Raw genomic sequence first — 19182 nt, forward strand, 5'->3', positions numbered from 1 at the left:
CCGCCCGCGACGGCCGGCCGCTTGCCCGCCGCCTGGGCCCCCGGCGGCGCCCCCCGCCCGCCCGGCCCGCCCCCCCCCCCCCCCGCCGAGCCCGGCCCCGACGAGGATCACCTCGAGGTGACGACCGCGTCGGGCGTGCGGGTCATGCTCGACCGCGAGGCGCTGGTGCGCGGCTTCAGCGACGACTGGGTCGAGCCGCGCGGCCAGCGGGTCGGCCTGGCGCTCCGGTGCGCGACGCCGGCCGAGGTCGACGCGACCTTCGCCGCGGTGGTCGCGGCCGGCTTCACCGGCGCCAAGGCGCCGTGGGACGCGTTCTGGGGCCAGCGCTACGCCCAGGTCGCCGACCCCGACGGCACCAAGGTCGATCTGTTCGCGCCGCTGTGACCGCGCCGCGGCCGAGCGAGCCCGCGTGCTAGCCTCGACGAGGGAGGACTCGATGCCTGGACGCGGCGCGCTGGTCATGACCGTGGTCGCCGCGCTGGCGGCCTGCAAGAGCGACGCCCCGTCGGGCCCGCCCGGCCTCGGCGACCGCGCCGACGCCGCGGCGCTCACCCGGGCGCTGGTCGCGGTCGCCGAGCGGCCACCGACCGAGCGCGCCGCCGCGCTGACCGCCGCGGTGCTGGCGGTGTGCGGCCCCGCGTGCGGGTGCCTCAGCACCACCCCCGGCGCCGCGGCGTGCCCCGCCGCCAACGCCTCGGTCCCGGCCGGCTGGCCCGCGCTCGAGCTCAGCGGCCGCTACCTCGCCGAGCAGCTCGCCGCCGCGCCGACGCGCGCGCGGGGCCCGCTCGCCAGCGCGCTGGCCGGGCTGACGGTGCCGCTGGCCCGCCTCGATCCCGGCGCGATCCACCTGCCGACCGCGGACCACGTCCGGCCGCTGAGCCTGGGGCCGGTGCTCGCCCTCGACGCTCAGGCCCGGTTCACCGTCGGCCGCCACCCGCTGGTCGCGTTCGGCGCCGACGGCGCCCGGGTGCTCGACCCGCCGGCCCCGACGGCGCTCGACGCTGGCGCGATCGCCGACACCGTCGGGCGGGTCGCGCTCGAGCTCGGCGATCCGCCGCCGCCGCCGCCGCCGCTCGACGCCGGCACCGACGACGACCTGCTGGGCGGGTTCGGCCTGAGCGGCACCGGCCCGATGGGCGGCACCGGGTTCGGCACGATCGGCGTCGGCGGCTACGGCCGGATCGGCGGCACCGGGATGGCGCCCATCGAGCGGTTCGCGTTCTCGGCCGATCGCGCGCCCCTGGCCTTCGACCAGCCGGTGGTCGCGGCCGCTGGCGCGCTCGCAGATCACACGCTGATCATGGCGCTCAGCCCGCGCGGCGGCGCGCTGGCGATCGCCACCGCCGCGCGCGTCGACGAGCTGCCGTGGACCTTCCGCCCCGGCGCGCCGATCGCCGTCGTGACCGGCCCCGTGCTGCGCCGCGAGGCCGGCCGGTTCGTGCTCGAGCGCGACGGCGCCGTGCAGGCGATGTGGATGGCGCCGCTGTCCCCCGCGGATCGCGCCGCGCTCCTGGCGGACCTCGCGCCGGTGGCGACCACGCTCACCGTCGAGATCGCCGATCTGACCGTCGCCGACGTGGTCGCGACCCTGGATCTGGTCGCCGACACCACGCCCACCGTGCGGCTGATCCTGCGGCGCCCGTCGTCGCGCGGCTACGGCGGCGGCAGCGGCCCGCAGGTTCGCATGGGGCAGCCGTCGACGGTCGGCGATCTCGACAAGGCGATCATCCGCCGGTACATCAGGCGCAACTTCGCCAAGATCCGGTACTGCTACGAGCGCGAGCTGCTCACCAAGCCCGGGCTCGAGGGCACGATCGCGGCGCGGTTCTTCATCAGCACGACCGGCGCGGTCGCGTCCGTCAGCGCCAGCGGCGTCGATCCCGCGGTCGCGAGCTGCATCGCCCAGGTGATCAAGGGCATCACGTTCCCGCGCCCGAAAGGCGGCGGCGGCGTGCAGGTGGACTACCCGTTCGAGGTCCACCCGACACCCTGACCAGCGCTGGCGCCGACGGTCCGACGACGGTCAGCCCAGGCGACGGTCAGGCGACGGTCACACCACCGTGCCGAACCACGCGCCGATCGCCGCCGACGCGGCCATCGCGACCGCGCCCAGCACGCCGACCCGCGCCGCGCCCCGGAGCATCGGCGCGCCGCCGACCCGCGCGGCCAGGGCGCCGAGCCCCACCAGCGCCGCCAGCGACGCGCCGGTGACGATCACCACCGCCGCGTCCATCGGCACGGCCGCGGCCAGGCCCAGCGGCCAGGCCGCGCCGACCGCGAACGCCGCCGCCGACGAGCCCGCCGCTTGCACCGGCCGGGCCGCCCTGGTGTCGGTCAGACCCAGCTCGTCGCGGGCGTGGGCGCCGAGCGCGTCGTGGGCCATGAGCTGGATCGCGACCTGATCGGCCAGCGCCGGATCGAGGCCGCGGCCGACGTAGATGCCGGCCAGCTCGGCGCGCTCGTGGTCCGGCGCCGCCGCCAGCTCGCGGCGCTCGCGGGCCAGGTCCGCGCGCTCGGTGTCGGCCTGGGAGCTGACCGACACGTACTCGCCCGCCGCCATCGACAGCGCGCCGCCGACCAGCCCCGCCATCCCCGCGACCAGCACCGCGCTGCGCCCCGCGTCCGCCGCCGCCACGCCCGCGACCAGGCTCGCCGTCGACAGGAGCCCGTCGTTGGCGCCCAGCACCGCGGCGCGCAGCCAGCCGGTGTGCTGGCTCTTGTGGACCTCGTGATGGCGCGGCGGCATCGCCATCACTTGCCACGGTCCGCCGCCGCTGTCCGCTCCGACCGCCGCGATCCGGACCGCGGCGCCGTGGTATCCTCCAGACGTCTGTGCGCAGCGGGCCCCCCGGCGCGCTGACTGCCCGCGAATCGAGCCCCGCCGCTGCGGCGCGTGGACTACCATCGCGGGATGACGCATGTCGCCCGCTTCGCGGTGTTCGTTCTTCTCGTCGTCGTCGCCGCGTGCGGATCGGTCGGCACCGAGCCCGACGCCGGCGGAGCCATCGACGCGCCCGCCCCGACCGACGCGCCGATCGACGGCACGCCGACCGCGACCCTGCAGGTCGCGCTCGGCGGCAACGGCACCGGCACCGTCACCTCGGCCCCGGCCGGCATCAACTGCGGCGCCGACTGCACCGAGGCGTACCCGATCGGGACCACCGTCGTGCTGACGGCGGTCGCGAGCGGCGGCGGCGCCTTCGTCAGCTGGAGCGGCGGCGGGTGCAGCGGCACCGACACCTGCACCGTGACGCTCACGGCCGACACCAACGTCACCGCCAACTTCGCCCTCAACAACTCACTGGTGGTGGCGCTGGCCGGCACTGGCAGCGGCGTCGTCACCTCGACGCCGGCCGGGATCAACTGCGGCGCCGACTGCGCCGAGGCGTACCCGCCGGCGACCGTCGTCGCGCTCACCGCCGTCCCGGCGGCCGGCTCGACCTTCACCGGCTGGGGCGGCGCGTGCGCGGGCACGGGCGCCTGCATGGTGTCGGTGACGGCCCCGACCGCGGTCACGGCCACCTTCACGCTCAACCAGTACACCCTGACCGTGACCCGCGCGGGGACCGGCACCGGCACGGTGACCTCGACCCCGGCCGGCATCACCTGCGGCGCCGACTGCTCGGAGCTCTATGACCACGGCACCAGCGTGACCTTGACCGCGACCCCGGCCGTGGGCTCGACCTTCACCGGCTGGAGCGGCGCGTGCGCGGGCGTCGGCACCTGCGCCGTCGCGGTGACGGCCGCGACCTCGGTCACCGCTACCTTCGCGCTCAACCAGTACACCCTGACGGTGAGCCGCGGCGGCAACGGCACCGGCACGGTCACCTCGGCCCCGGCCGGCATCACCTGCGGCGGCGACTGCACCGAGATCTACAACCACGGCACCACGGTGGTGCTCACCGCGACGCCGGCGACCGGCTCGACCTTCACCGGCTGGTCGGGCGCGTGCACCGGCATCGGCACCTGCTCGATCGCGATGACCGCCGCCGCCACCGCCACCGCCACGTTCACGCTCAACACCTACACGCTGACCGTGGCCCGGGCCGGCATGGGCAGCGGCACCGTCACCTCGAGCCCGGCCGGCATCACCTGCGGCGCTGACTGCACCGAGGTCTACGCCTACGGCACCAGCGTGGTGCTGACGGCGACGCCGGCGACGGGCTCGACCTTCACCGGCTGGTCGGGCGCGTGCGCCGGCACCGGCCCCTGCAACCTGACCATCACCGCCGCCGCGACCGCGACCGCGACCTTCAGCGCCGGCTGCGTCACCCAGACGGTCGACATCCTCGGCGCGCAGCACGTGACGTTGAACTACGCCAGCACCCAGGCGTGGCGCGACGACTACTTCCGGGCCTACGAAGACACCGGCTACGACCTCACCGGCTGGGTCGGGTTCGATCTGTCGAGCATCCCCGACACCGCCACGATCTCGGCGATGACGCTCTACGCCTACGCGTTCACCGTGGTCAACGCCCCGACCGTGCGGGTCCAGTACAGCGCCGCCAACAGCTGGAGCTCGGCGACGGTCACCACCGCTCAGCTGGTCCGGACCAACGCCCAGGTCGCCAACGCGATCGCGCCGACCGTCAACGCCTGGAACGCCTTCCCCATCATCATCACCAGCCAGAACTGGGCCGCCGACCTGGCGGACAACTGGCTGTCGCTCGGCGTCGACAACACCAACGCGATGTACTCGTACGCGTACTTCCGCGGCGTCACCAACGTCGAGCGCCCGTACGTGCGCATCACCTACTGCAACTGATCGGGCCGCGCCTCGACCGGCCGCCGGCGTAGCGCCGGCCACCCACCGGAACCGCCGCGAGATGCCCCCGCGGGCGAGACCGGAGGCCCGGTCTCGCCCGGGCGACCGGGGTGGCCCCGCCGCGCCGCGCCCCGTCGTCAGTACGCCTTGGCCCAGATGACGCGCTTGGCGCTGGGCTGCCCGGTGAACGGGCACGTGCCGGGCTCGCCGTCGGCGAGCGGGATGCACCGGACGGTGACGCCCAGCTCGTCCTTGATGGTCTTCTCGAGCGCGACGTCGCCGGAGAAGTGGGTCAGCGCGAAGCCGCCGTGGATCGGCGTCGGCGCGTTGGGATCCTGCTGCGCCGGCGGCGTGAAGAACGCGTAGAACTCGTCCTTGGTGTCGATCACGCGGGTGTGCTCGGCCTGGAACGCGCGGGCCCGGGCCAGCAGGCCGTCCTGGATCTCCTGCAGCGTCGCGGCCACGGTCGCGACGAACTCGCCGCGCCCGACCGAGGCCTTGTCCTTGGGCGCCTTGTCGCGGCGGCCGACGAACACCGCGTCCTTGTCGATGTCGCGCGGGCCGACCTCGAGGCGGATCGGCACGCCCTTCTTGATCCACTGCCAGACCTTGTCGCCGCCGCGCAGATCGCGATCGTCGACCTCGACCCGCAGGGTCTGGCCGGCGAAGACCACGCCGCGCAGCTCGGTGCGCAGGGCCTTGCAGTAGTCGAGCACGCGCGGCCGGTCCTCGGGCTTGTGCGCGACCGGCAGGATCACGACGTGGGTCGGCGCCAGCTTGGGCGGGCACACCATGCCGTCGTCGTCGGCGTGGGTCATGATCATCGAGCCGACCAGGCGGGTCGACACGCCCCACGACGTGGTCCAGGCGTGGCCGAGCACGCCCTTGTCGTCGAGGAACTGGATGCCCGAGGCCTTGGCGAAGTTCTGGCCGAGGAAGTGCGAGGTGCCCGCCTGCAGCGCCTTGCGGTCCTGCATCATCGCCTCGATGCAGAAGGTCTGGACCGCGCCGGGGAACCGCTCGCCCGCGGTCTTCTCGCCCTGGATCACCGGCGTCGCCATCCAGTGCTCGGCGAAGTCGGCGTAGACCGCGAGCATCTTCATCGTCTCGTCGACCGCCTCGGCCGGCGTGGCGTGGGCGGTGTGCCCCTCCTGCCACAGGAACTCGGCGGTGCGCAGGAACAGGCGGGTGCGCATCTCCCAGCGGACGACGTTGGCCCACTGGTTGATGAGCAGCGGCAGGTCGCGGTAGCTCTGCACCCACTTCGCGAACATCTCGCCGATGATCGTCTCGGACGTCGGCCGCACCACCAGCGGCTCCTCGAGCTTCGACGCAGGATCCGGCACCAGCCGGCCGTCCTTGGCCACGAGGCGGTGGTGGGTGACGACCGCGCACTCCTTGGCGAAGCCCTCGACGTGCGCGGCCTCCTTCTCGAGGAACGACAGCGGGATGAACAGCGGGAAGTACGCGTTGACGTGGCCGGTGTCCTTGAACATGCCGTCGAGGACGCGCTGCATGTTCTCCCACAGCGCGTAGCCCCACGGCTTGATCACCATGCAGCCGCGGACCGGCGAGTTCTCGGCGAGGTCGGCGGCCTTGACGACCTGCTGGTACCACTCGGCGTAGTCGTCGGAGCGGGTGGGGACGATCGCGGTAGCGGCTTTGGCGGACGACATTGCCGCCATTGCCTACCGCGCCTGCGCCCGGCGCGAAAGGCCCCGGCGGCCCCGGTTGCCGCGCCGGGCCGGCCACGGTACCAACGGTGGGTGCCCTCCGCACCGCCCCCGGGCTGGTTCCGCCCCGCCGCGCCGCGCACGCTCGGCATGCTGGCGATCGTCTTCGGCGTGGTCATCGCGACGTTCAACCTGATGAGCCTGGCCAGCGGCGGCCGGATGTCGGCCGACGACAGCTCGTACCCGGCCGAGGCCGCCGCGGCGTTCAGCGACGCGACCCGCTCGGCCACGACCGGGGTCAGCGTGATCCTGATCGCGATGTCCCTGACCCTGGCCTACGTCGGCGCCGGCCTGCGTCGCTACGAGCGCTGGACCGTGGCCGCGACCGTGCGCTGGAGCGTCGGCGCGATGTGGATCGTCGCGGCGCTGGCGTACGTGTACGGGACGGTCGTCGGCCCGGCCGCCGAGGTGCTGTTCGCCGCGTCGAGCGATCCCGAGCTGGTCAAGATGGAGCCGCTGATGCGCTGGGCCGGGGTGTTCATCGCCCTGGTCTACGCACCGTTCCCGCTGGTGCTGCTGGCCCAGATGCGCCGGCCCGAGGTCGTCAGGGCGATGGATCAGCCGGCGCGACGGCGCTGATCGCCGGGACCAGGCCCGCGCGATCGTCGTTGAGTGTGGGTGCGCAGTGCGCTACCCCTTGGGCATGCACCCCGGTTACCCACCCCCTCCGCCTGGCTACGGCTATCCCCCTGGCTACGGCCCGGCCCCGGGCTACGGCTATCCCGCGGGCCCGACCAAGTCGAACACGCCGCGCACCCTCGGCACGCTGTCGATGGTGTTCGGGGGCATCGTCGCCGCGATCAGCCTGTTCGGCCTGCTGGCCGGCAAGCAGTTCGGCCAGATGGTCAACACCAACCAGGTCGGGCGCGCGGCGTTCGACCGCTACATGGCCGACATCCACAGCGCGTCGATGGCCATGTCGGCGGCGATGCTCGTGATGTCGGTGGCGCTGATCTACATCGGCACCGGCCAGCGCAGCTACCAGCGCTGGGCCGTGCGCGCGTCGGTGTGGTGGGGCGTCGCGGCGCTGGTCTACCTGGGCGTGCAGATGATCGTGCAGTTCACGGTGATCCTGCCGGCCATGGACCGGCTGCTCGACGCCATCTCCAACAGCCGCATCCGCGGCTCGATGGGCGCGATCATGAAGGTCAGCGTGTTCAGCGGCATCCTGTTCTACGCGCCGTTCCCGATCGTCCTGATCTCGTCGTTCCGCAAGCAGGTCAACGTCGACGCGATGGACCAGCCGCCGCTGCCGACCGCCGAGATCCACAAGGGCTGAGCGGCGGCGGCGCCGCCGAGGCCGCCGTTCAGTGGTGCGTGTAGACGAAGTTCACGACCGAGCAGATCGCGACCGCGGTGCCGTTGACGATGTACGGGCGGTAGCGCCAGGCCCCGACGCCCGCGCGCAGGGTCTGGTCGTAGGCCGGGAAGCCCGACGACCTCAGCACGGTCACCGACGACACGCCGCCGGTCGGGTCGACGCACAGCTTCACCGGGACGAGCAGCCTGGTCTTGCCCGACGCGGCGATCTGCGCCTGGGTCGCGGCGTCGGGCAGCAGGTTGCGCTCGCCGCTGATCTGCTGCTGTTGCAGCGCGGTCGGTGGGACGCGCTGGGGCGGCGCCGGCGGCGGCACCACGCCACCGACCACGCCACCGACCACCCCACCGACCACCCCACCGACCACCCCACCCTCGAGGCCACCCTCGACGCCGCCCTCGACGCCGTACTCGAAGTCGCCGTCGGGGCGGATCTCCTTGTCGGGGATGGGCCGCGACAGGTCGACGCGCGTGATCACCAGGTCGCCGCGCCGCGCGCGGAGCTCGAGCGCGACCTGCACGGGGTCGTCATCCAGGTCGCGCACGGTCAGGACGATCGTCCACGCGCGGCGGCCGCCGCGCACGATGGGGGCGCGCGCGCCGTGGAGCTGGACCAGGCACCGGGCCAGGGCCAGCCGCCTGCCTGCGCGCACCTTGCCCTTGCGGCGCACCGCCTTCCCACACACACCGTCGCGCACGTCGTGGACCACGGTCGCGTCCATCAGCGCCACCAGGGCGCCAGGCTCGCCGTGGTCGATCGCCCGCATGACCAGACCGCCCAGCGCGGCGACCTCGGTGGCGGGCGACGGCGGCGGTGGCGGCGGTGGTGGCGGCGCTGGCGCCGGCTGCCCCATCGACGTCGCGGCGGTCGTGGTCACCACGAGCGCCATCATCCATCCGCGGCTGATCATGCCGCGACGATGCCACGCGGCTCCCGGGCGATCCATCCGAACCGCCCCGCCGGGCTCACGGCGACGGACACGGGCGCGCGCCCAGCCGCGCGATCAGCCGGGCCTGCGCTCGATGCTCGGCGGCGACCGCGGCCGGATCGACCAGCACCTCGTCGTCGACGGTGATCGCCCGCAGCACCACGCCGCGATCGGGATCGAGGCGGAAGTGCAGGTGCACGGCCGGGTCCCACGCCATCGAGCCTCCGAACGTGCAGCCCGGCGGCCCGGGGCGGTTGTGGCATCGAGGCGCACCGACCTCGGGGTCGCCGTGCAGCGCCGCGAACATCCAGCCCTTGACCTTGCGCAGCTGGCGGTCGAGCGCGCGCCCGCACAGCCGCCGCTCGATCACCGGCTGCGGATCGCCGGCGCCGTCGAAGTGATCGATGAACACCACGCCGGCGGCGCGGTCGACCAGGCTCGCGAACGGACGCGTGCCCGCGGCCAGCTCGCGCATGAGCGCGCGGGTCACGACCGTCGGCGGCGTCGGCACGTCCGCGGTCGCCGGCGCCGCGCCCGCGAGCACGGCCGCGATCGCGCTCGCGCTCGTCGCCAGCGCAGCTCGGGATCGCGTCGCCATCGTGCCGCTGCAACGCGCGGGTCGCGCGCGCGATTCCCGCGCGGCCGCGGGCGCGTCCTGTACGCTCGGCCCATGGGTCGTGCCGCCGTGCTCGTGTGCTGTCTGGTCGGCTGCGGCCCGTCGTCGCCCGGGGATGGCGATGGCGGCGGCGCCGACGCCCGCGCCGACGCCGCGATCGACGCCGGCGGCGGCGGCGACGGGCTCGAGTGCACGCCACCGCCGGTGGTGCCGGGTCCCGAGGTCCGGCTGGCGCCGCCGTTCGACGCGCTGTACTCGGTCTACGACCTCGGCCCGGTGCCGGGCGTGCCCAACCCGCTCGGCGGCGCGGTCGTCAAGGCCGGCGATCCGTCGAAGCTCTTGATCGCCGGCGCGTCCGAGCGGCCCGAGGGCGCCATCTACGAGATCGGCGTCACCCGCGATCCGTGCGGGCACATCGTCGGCTGGAGCGGCACCGCGACGATGGTCGCCGCGACCCCGTACGTCGACGCCAACCTGCTCTACGTGCGCAGCGATCTGCTGGTCTACACCGAGTGGCCGCAGTTCACCTTCAGCCAGCTCCCCGTCGGCGCCAGCGCGCCGGCGCAGCGCACCGACCTGCGCACGGTCGGCCTGCCGTCGGCGGGCGATCAGGGCCCGGGCGGCGTCGGGCTGGTGCCGCCGGGTCTGGCCGCCGCTGGCGAGCTGCGCCTGGTGACCTGGCCGGCGGGCGCCTGGGTCCACGCCGCCACCACCCCCGCCGGCAACTTGCTGTCGGTGACCGCGATCACCCAGACGGTGACCGTGCCCAACAACCCCGGCGGCTTCGCGTACGTGCCGGCCGGCTCGCCCGGGTTCACGGGCCAGGCGATCATCGTCGCCGAGTGGCGCCAGTCCGGCGTCGCCGACGATCGGGTCGCGGTCTACGACGCCGACGCCGCCGGCGATCCGATCCTCGCGACCCGGCGCGAGTTCATGAGCGCGTTCCCGCGGCCCTGGGGCGCGTACTTCGAGCCGGTCACCGGCGACTACCTGTTCCTGTCGTGGGGCCTCGGCACCGACCGCGTCTACGTCGTGCAGGGCTTCGTGCCGCCGCCGCCGGTGTTGTAGCCTCGGGCCATGGACGCGAGCGCGGCGTGGCCGCCGACCGGGGCCCGGGCCGAGGTGCTGGGGCGGCTGGCCTTGTTGATCGAGCGCGGCGGCGCCGCCCATCTCCTCGACGCGCCGATCGCCCACGCCGGACCGCGCGACTTCCCCGAGCCGTGGCAGCCGAGCGCGGTCGCGGTCGAGCGCGTGCTGGTGCGCCTGCTGTGGCTGGCCCACGTCGATCTCGACGTCGCCCTCGACGACCTACGCCGCTACGAGGTCGCCGATCAGCTGCTGCGCCGCAGCGGGATCTCCTGGGTCGAGACCACCGACGGGGTCGCGCACTTCCAGATCGAGACGATCGGCAACGACGACGTCGCCGGGCTGCTGTGCCACGAGGTCGGCCTGGCCTACGCCGCGTGGATCGCCGGCGCCGCCGCGTACCGCGACGCCGCGCCGACGCCGCCGAGCGAGCGCGACGGCTCGATCGCCGCGATCTACCTGGGCCTGGGCGTCGTCGCCACCAACGCCGCGCTCTACAACCGGGTCGCGAGCAAGCTGGTCGGCCAGGTGTCGGTGTCCGAGACCGACGTCGTCGCCACCGGCGGCCTGGCGCCGGACGAGGCGCTCTACCTGCTCGCGGTCCAGGCCGTGCTGCGCGGCGGCGTCGACGACGCCCACGCCACCCTGCGCGAGGACCTGCGCGCGCGCCTGGCCGCCGACGTGAGCGCGCTGCGCGCCCACCGCGACGAGCTGGCCGAACACCTCGGGCTCGACCTCGGCGCCCCCCGCGCCGCGCTCGCCCGCGACGCCGAGCCGCCGCTGGTCGGTGATCGCCCGGAGCCGTCGAAGGCTCAGCGCCACGCCGGCGAGCGCACCTACCGCATGCGCGAGTCCCAGGTCGGCGTCGGCCTCGGCCAGGGGTTCATGGCCGGCATGGGCTTCGGCGCGGTCGGGTGGTTGGTCGGCCTGGTCGCGCCGGTCGTCGGGGTGATGGTCGCGGTGCCGGTGGTCATCGGCGGCCTGCTCCACCGTCGGGCGGTCGATCGCTGCCCGCGCTGTGCCCACGTGATCCCCGAGGTGGCCACGACCTGCCCCGGCTGCGGCGCCACGGTCGCCGGCCGGGTCGCCAGCGAGCGCGAGATGGCGGTGCGCGAGCTCGAGCGCGACGACTGACCGGCAGCTCGACCGTGAGCGCCGCGCGCGCGGCCCGGTGACGACGCGGTCGATCGCACGCAACCGGCGAGCGGAGCGGTCGATAGCAGGCGTGAACGCGAGGTCATGCCGACCGCGCGCACCCGTAACCGACTGGAGTCACGTCATGTCCAAGCTCACCCTCGTCGCGTCCCTCGCCCTCGCCGCCGTCGTCGCCGCCGCGGTCCCGGCCCTCGCCGGCTCGGCGCCCACCCTCAAGAACGAGGATTCGAGCGACTACAGCTACGATCTCGAGTGCGGCGCCGCGACCACCCACAGCAGCGTCGATCACAACACGACCGTCACGCTCCGCGACGGCTGCACGCTCAAGGTCGCCGGCTCGTCGAAGGAGCTCAAGAGCGGCATGACCTGCACGATCAAGGACGGCGCCCTGAGCTGCCGCTGACCGCGCAATCGGTCCGATCGCGCCCTTGCGCCACCCGCCGCCAGGGCGTTACACCCGCGGCGCGCGGCCGCTCGGCCCGTGAGGACCCGATGAAGATCCACGAGTACCAAGGCAAAGAGCTGTTCCGGAAGTACGGCGTCCCGGTGCCCATCGGCATCGCGGCGCACTCGGTCGAGGAGGCCCTCGCGGCCATCCCCCGGGTCCAAGAGCAGGCCAAGACCGACGTGGTCGTGGTCAAGGCCCAGATCCACGCCGGCGGGCGCGGCAAGGGCGGCGGCGTCAAGGTCGCCAAGACCCGCGCCGACGCCGAGGACGCGGTCAAGCGCATCTTCGGGATGCAGCTGGTCACCCCGCAGACCGGCCCCGCCGGCAAGAAGGTCCAGCGCCTGCTCGTCGAGCAGGGCCTCGCCATCGACCACGAGTACTACCTGGGCATGCTGCTCGATCGCGCCACCGGCCGGGTCACGGTCATGGCGTCGTACGAGGGCGGCATGGACATCGAGGAGGTCGCCGCGACCCACCCCGAAAAGATCCTCAAGGAGTCGGTCGACCCGGGCCTGGGCTGGCAGGACTACCAGTCGCGCAACCTGGCCAAGCGCCTGGGCATGAACGCCACCGCCACCGTGGCGCTGACCAAGTTCCTGCGCGCGCTGACCCGCTGCTACGACGAGACCGACTGCTCGCTGCTCGAGATCAACCCGCTGGTCACGACCACCGACGGCCGGGTGCTGGCGCTCGACGCCAAGATCAACTTCGACGACAACGCCCTGTACCGCCACCCCGAGCTCAGCGACTGGCGCGACCCCAGCGAGGAGGATCCGCAGGAGACCGAGGCCAAGAAGTGGGACCTCAGCTTCATCGCGCTCGAGGGCAACATCGGCTGCATGGTCAACGGCGCCGGCCTGGCGATGTCGACGATGGACATCATCAAGTACTACGGCGGCCAGCCGGCCAACTTCCTCGACGTCGGCGGCGGCGCCACCGCCGAGAAGGTGACCGCGGCCTTCAAGATCATCACCAGCGACCCCGAGGTGAAGGCGATCTTCGTCAACATCTTCGGCGGCATCATGAAGTGCGACACGATCGCGACCGGCGTGATCACCGCGGTCAAGGAGGTCGGGCTCAAGGTGCCGCTGGTGGTCCGGCTCGAGGGCACCAACGTCGACCTCGGCAAGAAGATCCTGGCCGAGAGCGGCCTCGACATCGTGGCGGCGGCCGACATGGCCGACGGCGCTCAGAAGGTGGTCGCGGCCGCCAAGGGAGGTGCGCAGTGAGCGTCCTCGTCGGATACGACACCCGCCTCGTGGTCCAGGGCATGTCCGGCTCGACCGGCGCCTTCCACACCAAGCAGGCGATCGAGTACGGCACCCGCGTGGTCGCCGGCGTCACCCCGGGCAAGGGCGGCGCCAAGGTCGCCGGGCTCGAGCAGGTGCCGATGTACGACACCGTCGAGGAGGCCGTGCAGCACGCCGGGGCCAACGCCTCGGTGATCTACGTGCCGCCGCCGTTCGCCGCCGACGCGATCCTCGAGGCCGCCGCCGCGGGCGTCGACCTGATCATCGCGATCACCGAGGGCATCCCGGTCCGCGACATGATCCGCGTCAAGGCGATCCTCGAGCGCGACCACCCGTACGTCACGCTGGTCGGCCCCAACTGCCCCGGCGTGATCACGCCGGGCCAGTGCAAGATCGGCATCATGCCCGGCTACATCCACAAGGCCGGCGGCGTCGGCGTGGTGTCGCGCTCGGGCACCCTGACCTACGAGATCGTGCACCAGCTGACCAGCCTCGGGCTCGGCCAGTCGACCGCGATCGGCATCGGCGGCGATCCGGTCAAGGGCACCGACTTCATCGACGCGCTGGCGCTGTTCGCCGACGACCCCGGCACCAGCTCGATCTTCATGATCGGCGAGATCGGCGGCGACTCCGAGGAGCGCGCCGCGCAGTTCATCAAGGACAACGTCAAGAAGCCGGTCGGCGCCTTCATCGGCGGCCAGACCGCGCCTCCGGGCAAGCGCATGGGCCACGCCGGCGCGATCATCTCGGGCGGCAAGGGCGCCGCGGCCGACAAGATCGCCGCGCTCAAGGCGGCGGGCATCGCGGTGGCGCCGACCCCGGCCGAGATGGGCACGACGATGGCGGCGCTGATCCGCTGATCCGCTGATCGCGGAGCTCGGCCGCGCGCTGAGCCGACGGCGGTCCGGCGCACGCGCCGGCGGCGATCGCCCCGACGGTCGCCCCGGCGCACGCGCCGGCGGCGATCGCCCCGACGGTCGTCCCGGCGCACGCGCCGGCGGCGATCGCCCCGACGGGTCGTCCCGGCGCACGCGCCGGCGGCGATCGCCCCGACGGGGCGTCCCGGCTCACGCGCCGGCGGCGATCGCCCCGACCTCGAGCAGCGCCGCGTGCAGCGCGGCCCAGCGCGCCTCGAGCGCGCCGGTGATGCCGACCGACATGCGCACCAGCCCCGGTCCGATGCCCGCGGTCGCGAGCGCGTCGTCGGTCAGCTCGCTCGAGGTCGAGCTGGCCGAGGCCGACATCAGGGTCTCGGCGTAGCCGAGGCTGACCGCCATGAAGCCGAACCGGTGCTGGTTCTGGAGCAGCTCCATGAACCGGTACGCCCGGTCGCGGGTCCCCAGGTCGATCGTCAGCAGCCCGCCCGCGCCCTGGCCGGCGTTGAGCTGCTGGCACATGAGCGCGTGCTGCGGGTGCGACGGCAGCCCCGGGTACGTGACCGCGACCCCGTGCTCGTACATCCGGGTCGCCAGGACCAGCGCGCGCCGGCCGTGCTCGGCCATGCGCAGCGGCAGGTGCGGCAGCCGCATCGACACCTCGAACGCCGCGCGCGGATCCATCGTCGGCCCGAGCAGCATCAGCGTGCCGGTGTGGAGGTCCATCAACCGGCTGACGAACTCGGTGGTCCCCAGGATCGCGCCGGCGACCAGATCGGACGCGCCGTTGACGAACTTGGTGAGCGAGTGGACCACGACGTCGGCGCCGAACCGCGCCGGCGTGATGATCACCGGGCAGAAGGTGTTGTCGACCACCAGCGCCGCGCCGTGGCGGTGCGCGATCGCCGCCAGCGCCTCGAGGTCGGCGACCTCGAGCGTCGGGTTCGACAGGGTCTCGGTGAACAGGATGCGCGTGCGCGGCGTGAACGCGGCCTCGACCGCGGCCAGATCGGTGATCGCCACGAACGTGGTCGTGACGCCGGTCTTGGCCGGGAACAGCTCGCCCAGGAGCGCCCGGGTGCCGCCGTAGATCGCCCGCGACGCCACGACGTGGTCGCCGGCGTCGGCGAGCTGCATGACCGTGGCCGCGATCGCCGCGATGCCGCTGGCGCAGCAGTAGCCGCTGGCGGTGCCCTCGAGCGCGGCCAGCTCGCGCCCGAGCGTGTAGACGGTCGGGTTGAAGTGGCGCGCGTACAGGAAGCAGCCGTCGCGATCGGCGGTGCGGTGGCCGGCGAAGATCTCCGGCATCGTGTCGGCGGTGAGCACCGTGAACGTCGTCGACGCCTCGATGCTCATGTTGACGCCGCCGTGCTCGCCGAAGGTGTGCTTGGCCGCGGCCAGGGCGTGGACCGGATCAAAGTCTGCCTTGTCCATGTATGTCCGTATATCGTGAGGCTCATGAAACCGCGACCGAATAGAATACGGAAGGAGCCGGCGCCCGGGCCCCTGGACCGAATCGATCGCGCGATCGTGGCCGCCCTGCAGCAGGATGTGCGGCGCTCGAACAAGGAGCTGGCGTCGCGAGTCGGGCTGTCGCCGTCGAGCTGCCTCGAGCGGGTCCGGCGCCTGCGCGCCCGCGGCGTGATCCGCGGCGCCTGGGCCGAGATCGAGCCGCGCGCGCTTGGGATCGGGCTGATGGCGATGATCGCGGTGCAGCTGCGCCAGCACGCCCGGCGCGAGGTCGACGCGTTCCGCGCCCACGCGCTGGCGCTGCCCGAGGTGATCGCGCTCCACCACGTCGCCGGGCGCGTCGACTTCCTGGTGCAGGTCGCGGTCCGCGACACCAGCCACCTGCGCAACCTGGCGCTCGACCAGCTCTCGACCCGGCGCGAGGTCGCGCGGCTCGAGACCTCGATCATCTTCGAGACCTCCTGGGCCCCGCGCCTGCCCGACTTCCTCGACGACGCCTGACCGCGCCCCCTTGCCCCCGGCTGGCGCCTTGACGCCCCCGGCTGGGTCGACTAGCTTGCGCGCGCCCGCCACCCCCCCGGTGGTGGCCCCTACCCCCTCGGAGACTCCCCATGGCCATCGAACGCACCTTCTCGATCATCAAGCCCGACGCCGTCGCCAACAACGCGATCGGCGGCGTCACCGCCAAGCTCGAGGCCGCGGGCCTCCGCGTCCTGGCCTCGAAGATGGTCCGGCTGTCCGAGACCCAGGCCAAGGCCTTCTACGCGGTCCACAAGGAGCGCGGCTTCTACAACGACCTGGTCAAGTTCATGACCGAGGGCCCGGTGGTGGTCCAGGTGCTCGAGGGCGAGGACGCGGTCGCCAAGAACCGCGCGGTCATGGGCGCGACCAACCCGGAGAAGGCCGAGCCCGGCACGATCCGCAAGGAGTTCGCGACCAACATCGAGCGCAACGCCGTCCACGGCTCCGACGCGCCCGACACCGCCCGCGAGGAGATCGCGTTCTTCTTCTCGACCGCCGAGCTCGCCGCCCTCGCGCGCTGAGCCTGACCGACGCGCCTGAGCGCGCGTCCTTCTGCTCGACCGCCGAGCTCGCCGCCCTCGCGCGCTGAGCCCCGACCAAGGGGCCCGGACACGGGGCCCGATCCGCTATGCTCGGGCGATGCTCCGCCGTGTCATCGCCTGCGCGAGCCTGCTGAGCGGCGGGTGCAACCAGGTGTTCGGGCTCGACGAGGTCGGCCGTGACGACGCGAGCGTCCGACGCGAGCGCCGACGGCGGGCTCGGCCGCTGGGGCTTCCCCACGTCGGTCGAGCCGTTCAGCACCGACGACGCCGAAACCGATCCGACGATGAGCGGCTCGGAGGTCGAGCTCTACGCCGCGGTCCAGTCGATGATGAAGCTCAACGGCTTCGAGCTCATGAGGGCCCGGCGCGGCAGCCCGAGCGCGCCCTGGGAGCCCGCGGAGCTCGTCTCCGAGCTCAACAGCAGCGCCCACGACGTCACGCCCCGGCTCACCGCCGACGGCCTGGCCCTGTACCTGGGCTCCGCCCGCGCCGGCACGGTCGGCGGCCAGGACGTCTGGCGGGCAACGCGGCCGTCGCTGACCGCGCCGTGGTCGGCCCCGGCCCACCTCGACCTGCCGGCGCTCAACGGCGCCGCCAACGATCGCGCCGCGAGCCCGTGCCTCGACGAGGGCCGCCTGGTGTTCGCGTCCGATCGCAACGGCGGCGACGATCTGTTCGAGCTGGTGGGCGCGAGCGCGACCGCGATCAGCGGGGCCAGCGATCCGAACACCGCCGAGAGCGCGCCGTTCATCACCGCGGACTGCCTGACGGTGTACTTCGCGTCGGACCGGGCCGGCACCTTCGATCTGTACGTCATGACGCGCCCGACGCCGACGAGCGGGTTCGGCGCGCCGGTGCGGATCGACGAGCTGTCGACGCCCGCCGACGAGCTCGATCCGTGGGTCTCGCCCGACGGCCGTCACATCGTCTTCGCGTCCAACGCCGCCGGGAACTTCGACCTGCTCGAGGCGTCCCGCTGACGACCGCGCGCGGCCGGCTACACCGCCAGCGACCCCAGCGCCGCGGGTGACCACCCGAGCCCCCAAACGCGAGCGCTGCGGCCAGGGGATCGAACGGCTCGGTCATGGCCGCGCCCCGCGCTTGCGGGCCCGCAGCCGGGCCAGCGTCGCCTCGGCCTCGGCCGACAGCGGCTCGCGCAGGGTCAGGACCCGCTCGCGGTTGTCGTTGACCGCCAGCAGCTGCGCGGCCGCGCGCATCACGCCGACCAGGGCCGCCGCGCGCTCGTCGTCGGTCATGGCCCGCAGGCGCGCGCGGTCGTCCGGGGCGTCCGGCACCGGCAAGATCGGCCGCATCGCCATACGGCACGCGGGACCAGGGACGACCGTCGCGCGCCGCCGGGTCCGCGCGGTCACTCGACCGCGGCGACCGGCGCTGCCGCGCCGGGGCGCTTGCGCAGCGGCACCAGCAGCGCGCCGTTGGTGCGGTTGGCGAGCTGGCCGCACGCCGCGTCGATGTCGTCGCCGCGGGGCGTGCGCAGGTAGGTCGGCAGCCCGCTGCGCTTGCACTCGGCCTGGAACGCGTCGATGACCGCGTCGGCCGGGCGCTGGTACGCGGCCTCGGGGTGCGGGTTCCACGGGATGATGTTGACCTTGCACTTGATGCCGCGCAGGAGCCGGGCGAGCTCGCGCGCGTCGTCGGCGCTGTCGTTGACGCCGGCCAGCAGCACGTACTCGAAGGTCACGCGCCGGCGGTGCTCGAGCGGGTACGCCCGGATCGCGCCCAGCAGCTTGCCGATGTTCCACTTCTTGTTGATCGGCATGATCGCGTCGCGCACGCGATCGTTGGGCGCGTTGAGCGACACCGCCAGGTTGGGCCGGACGTCCTCGACGCCCAGCTTCTCGAGCCGCGGCACCAGCCCGGCGGTCGACAGGGTGATCCGCCGCTGCGACAGCCCGGCGCCGAGATCGTGGGTCAGGATCCGCAGCGACCGCATGACGTTGTCGTAGTTGTGCAGCGGCTCGCCCATGCCCATGTAGACCAGGTTCGAGATCCGGCGCTCGGGCTCCTCGCGCGCGAGCAGCTCCTTGGCCCGGTAGACCTGATCGGCGATCTCGCCGGCGTCGAGGTTGCGGGTCAGGCCCAGCTTGGCCGTCGCGCAGAACTGGCAGTCGACCGCGCACCCGACCTGCGACGAGATGCACTGCGTGGTCTTGTCGCCGTCGGGGATGAGCACGCTCTCGATGGCGTAGCCGTCCCGGGTCGTGAAGCGCAGCTTCTTGGTGCCGTCGCTCGACCGCTGGATCTCGGCCACCTCGAGCGTGCCGATCCGGGCGCCCGCGGCCAGCACCTCGCGCACCGACGGCCCGATGTTGGACATCTCGGCCCAGTCCCGGGCGCCCTTGCCGTGGACCCAGCGCCAGGCCTGCTCGCCGCGGAACTTCGGCAGGCCCAGGCGCACGGCCAGGGCCATGGCCTCGTCCAGCGTGAGCGCCCGCAGGTCGGGGCGCTCCTCC

General features: G+C 73.6%; 20 protein-coding genes. 13 read left to right on the plus strand and 7 right to left on the minus strand.

Annotated elements, in window-relative coordinates; genetic code table 11:
- Positions 1–144: 144 nt before the first annotated feature.
- Both IPL61_07060 and IPL61_07065 read left to right on the plus strand, forming a co-directional pair.
- On the plus strand, positions 145–384 hold the full coding sequence (locus IPL61_07060; protein ID MBK9031081.1) for a VOC family protein: 240 nt from the start codon (positions 145–147) through the stop codon (positions 382–384).
- A 52-nt stretch (positions 385–436) separates the two neighbouring features.
- On the plus strand, positions 437–1993 hold the full coding sequence (locus IPL61_07065; GenBank protein MBK9031082.1) for an AgmX/PglI C-terminal domain-containing protein: 1557 nt from the start codon (positions 437–439) through the stop codon (positions 1991–1993).
- A gap of 57 nt (positions 1994–2050) precedes the next feature.
- On the opposite strand, the gene IPL61_07070 is transcribed toward IPL61_07065, so the two are convergent.
- On the minus strand, positions 2051–2746 hold the full coding sequence (locus tag IPL61_07070; GenBank protein ID MBK9031083.1) for a VIT family protein: 696 nt from the start codon (positions 2744–2746) through the stop codon (positions 2051–2053).
- A 165-nt stretch (positions 2747–2911) separates the two neighbouring features.
- Between IPL61_07070 and IPL61_07075 the strand changes: the two genes are divergently transcribed.
- Positions 2912–4765 carry a hypothetical protein gene (locus IPL61_07075; protein MBK9031084.1) on the plus strand — a complete coding sequence of 618 codons (1854 nt, stop codon included), beginning with the start codon at positions 2912–2914 and terminating at the stop codon, positions 4763–4765.
- A gap of 137 nt (positions 4766–4902) precedes the next feature.
- Here IPL61_07075 and IPL61_07080 read toward each other — a convergent pair whose 3' ends face one another.
- Entirely contained in the window at positions 4903–6441 is a 1539-nt protein-coding gene (locus IPL61_07080; GenBank protein MBK9031085.1) for a proline--tRNA ligase, read from the minus strand.
- 90 nt (positions 6442–6531) lie between these two features.
- Here IPL61_07080 and IPL61_07085 point away from each other — a divergent pair, with 90 nt between their 5' ends.
- Together IPL61_07085 and IPL61_07090 are read left to right on the plus strand one after the other, a co-directional pair.
- The gene (locus IPL61_07085) at positions 6532–7077 is read left to right on the plus strand and encodes a hypothetical protein (GenBank protein MBK9031086.1); all 546 of its coding nucleotides are present in this window, start codon (positions 6532–6534) and stop codon (positions 7075–7077) included.
- Between the two features lie 64 nt (positions 7078–7141).
- On the plus strand, positions 7142–7777 hold the full coding sequence (locus IPL61_07090; protein MBK9031087.1) for a hypothetical protein: 636 nt from the start codon (positions 7142–7144) through the stop codon (positions 7775–7777).
- A 28-nt stretch (positions 7778–7805) separates the two neighbouring features.
- Here IPL61_07090 and IPL61_07095 read toward each other — a convergent pair whose 3' ends face one another.
- Together IPL61_07095 and IPL61_07100 are read right to left on the minus strand one after the other, a co-directional pair.
- On the minus strand, positions 7806–8726 hold the full coding sequence (locus IPL61_07095; protein ID MBK9031088.1) for a TonB family protein: 921 nt from the start codon (positions 8724–8726) through the stop codon (positions 7806–7808).
- A 55-nt stretch (positions 8727–8781) separates the two neighbouring features.
- Complete coding sequence (locus IPL61_07100) at positions 8782–9342, minus strand: hypothetical protein (protein MBK9031089.1); 561 nt, start codon at positions 9340–9342, stop codon at positions 8782–8784.
- A 72-nt stretch (positions 9343–9414) separates the two neighbouring features.
- On the opposite strand from IPL61_07100, the gene IPL61_07105 reads away from it, so the two are divergent.
- From IPL61_07105 to sucD, 5 genes are all read left to right on the plus strand, one after another.
- Positions 9415–10428, plus strand: coding sequence for a hypothetical protein (locus IPL61_07105; protein ID MBK9031090.1), 1014 nt, complete (start codon positions 9415–9417; stop codon positions 10426–10428).
- A gap of 9 nt (positions 10429–10437) precedes the next feature.
- Entirely contained in the window at positions 10438–11580 is a 1143-nt protein-coding gene (locus IPL61_07110; protein ID MBK9031091.1) for a zinc ribbon domain-containing protein, read from the plus strand.
- A gap of 145 nt (positions 11581–11725) precedes the next feature.
- Positions 11726–12004 (plus strand): hypothetical protein, encoded by a 279-nt coding sequence (locus IPL61_07115; GenBank protein MBK9031092.1) that lies wholly within the window; start codon positions 11726–11728, stop codon positions 12002–12004.
- An 89-nt stretch (positions 12005–12093) separates the two neighbouring features.
- A complete protein-coding gene (gene sucC / locus IPL61_07120; GenBank protein ID MBK9031093.1) occupies positions 12094–13278 on the plus strand; it encodes an ADP-forming succinate--CoA ligase subunit beta in 1185 nt (394 codons plus the stop codon).
- Positions 13275–14159: a succinate--CoA ligase subunit alpha gene (sucD, locus tag IPL61_07125; GenBank protein MBK9031094.1), complete on the plus strand. Its 885-nt coding sequence runs from the start codon at positions 13275–13277 to the stop codon at positions 14157–14159. Before sucC ends, sucD begins: the two co-directional genes overlap by 4 nt.
- Before the next feature lie 207 nt (positions 14160–14366).
- On the opposite strand, the gene IPL61_07130 is transcribed toward sucD, so the two are convergent.
- Entirely contained in the window at positions 14367–15608 is a 1242-nt protein-coding gene (locus tag IPL61_07130; protein ID MBK9031095.1) for an aminotransferase class I/II-fold pyridoxal phosphate-dependent enzyme, read from the minus strand.
- Between the two features lie 24 nt (positions 15609–15632).
- Here IPL61_07130 and IPL61_07135 point away from each other — a divergent pair, with 24 nt between their 5' ends.
- The 3 genes from IPL61_07135 to IPL61_07145 all read left to right on the plus strand — a co-directional run bounded on the left by IPL61_07135 (position 15633) and on the right by IPL61_07145 (position 17688).
- Positions 15633–16145: an Lrp/AsnC family transcriptional regulator gene (locus IPL61_07135; protein MBK9031096.1), complete on the plus strand. Its 513-nt coding sequence runs from the start codon at positions 15633–15635 to the stop codon at positions 16143–16145.
- 110 nt (positions 16146–16255) lie between these two features.
- Complete coding sequence (gene ndk, locus IPL61_07140) at positions 16256–16687, plus strand: nucleoside-diphosphate kinase (protein ID MBK9031097.1); 432 nt, start codon at positions 16256–16258, stop codon at positions 16685–16687.
- A 197-nt stretch (positions 16688–16884) separates the two neighbouring features.
- A complete protein-coding gene (locus IPL61_07145; GenBank protein ID MBK9031098.1) occupies positions 16885–17688 on the plus strand; it encodes a PD40 domain-containing protein in 804 nt (267 codons plus the stop codon).
- Between the two features lie 102 nt (positions 17689–17790).
- Here IPL61_07145 and IPL61_07150 read toward each other — a convergent pair whose 3' ends face one another.
- Together IPL61_07150 and rlmN are read right to left on the minus strand one after the other, a co-directional pair.
- Positions 17791–18021: a hypothetical protein gene (locus tag IPL61_07150; GenBank protein MBK9031099.1), complete on the minus strand. Its 231-nt coding sequence runs from the start codon at positions 18019–18021 to the stop codon at positions 17791–17793.
- A gap of 56 nt (positions 18022–18077) precedes the next feature.
- Positions 18078–19139 carry a 23S rRNA (adenine(2503)-C(2))-methyltransferase RlmN gene (rlmN, locus tag IPL61_07155; protein ID MBK9031100.1) on the minus strand — a complete coding sequence of 354 codons (1062 nt, stop codon included), beginning with the start codon at positions 19137–19139 and terminating at the stop codon, positions 18078–18080.
- Positions 19140–19182: the final 43 nt, after the last annotated feature.

This window comes from Myxococcales bacterium, assembly GCA_016717005.1.
Lineage (GTDB): Bacteria > Myxococcota_A > Polyangia > Haliangiales > Haliangiaceae > UBA2376.

What these genes read in the sequence shown, in the direction of transcription:
- IPL61_07060 (MBK9031081.1), top strand. Translation starts at nt 145, where the DNA reads ATGCTCGACCGCGAGGCGCTGGTGCGCGGCTTCAGCGACGACTGGGTC.
- IPL61_07065 (MBK9031082.1), top strand. Translation starts at nt 437, where the DNA reads ATGCCTGGACGCGGCGCGCTGGTCATGACCGTGGTCGCCGCGCTGGCG.
- IPL61_07070 (MBK9031083.1), bottom strand. Translation starts at nt 2,746, where the DNA reads ATGCCGCCGCGCCATCACGAGGTCCACAAGAGCCAGCACACCGGCTGG.
- IPL61_07075 (MBK9031084.1), top strand. Translation starts at nt 2,912, where the DNA reads ATGACGCATGTCGCCCGCTTCGCGGTGTTCGTTCTTCTCGTCGTCGTC.
- IPL61_07080 (MBK9031085.1), bottom strand. Translation starts at nt 6,441, where the DNA reads ATGTCGTCCGCCAAAGCCGCTACCGCGATCGTCCCCACCCGCTCCGAC.
- IPL61_07090 (MBK9031087.1), top strand. Translation starts at nt 7,142, where the DNA reads ATGCACCCCGGTTACCCACCCCCTCCGCCTGGCTACGGCTATCCCCCT.
- IPL61_07095 (MBK9031088.1), bottom strand. Translation starts at nt 8,726, where the DNA reads ATGATCAGCCGCGGATGGATGATGGCGCTCGTGGTGACCACGACCGCC.
- IPL61_07100 (MBK9031089.1), bottom strand. Translation starts at nt 9,342, where the DNA reads ATGGCGACGCGATCCCGAGCTGCGCTGGCGACGAGCGCGAGCGCGATC.
- IPL61_07105 (MBK9031090.1), top strand. Translation starts at nt 9,415, where the DNA reads ATGGGTCGTGCCGCCGTGCTCGTGTGCTGTCTGGTCGGCTGCGGCCCG.
- IPL61_07110 (MBK9031091.1), top strand. Translation starts at nt 10,438, where the DNA reads ATGGACGCGAGCGCGGCGTGGCCGCCGACCGGGGCCCGGGCCGAGGTG.
- IPL61_07115 (MBK9031092.1), top strand. Translation starts at nt 11,726, where the DNA reads ATGTCCAAGCTCACCCTCGTCGCGTCCCTCGCCCTCGCCGCCGTCGTC.
- sucC (MBK9031093.1), top strand. Translation starts at nt 12,094, where the DNA reads ATGAAGATCCACGAGTACCAAGGCAAAGAGCTGTTCCGGAAGTACGGC.
- IPL61_07130 (MBK9031095.1), bottom strand. Translation starts at nt 15,608, where the DNA reads ATGGACAAGGCAGACTTTGATCCGGTCCACGCCCTGGCCGCGGCCAAG.
- IPL61_07135 (MBK9031096.1), top strand. Translation starts at nt 15,633, where the DNA reads ATGAAACCGCGACCGAATAGAATACGGAAGGAGCCGGCGCCCGGGCCC.
- ndk (MBK9031097.1), top strand. Translation starts at nt 16,256, where the DNA reads ATGGCCATCGAACGCACCTTCTCGATCATCAAGCCCGACGCCGTCGCC.
- IPL61_07150 (MBK9031099.1), bottom strand. Translation starts at nt 18,021, where the DNA reads ATGCGGCCGATCTTGCCGGTGCCGGACGCCCCGGACGACCGCGCGCGC.
- rlmN (MBK9031100.1), bottom strand. Translation starts at nt 19,139, where the DNA reads ATGGCCCTGGCCGTGCGCCTGGGCCTGCCGAAGTTCCGCGGCGAGCAG.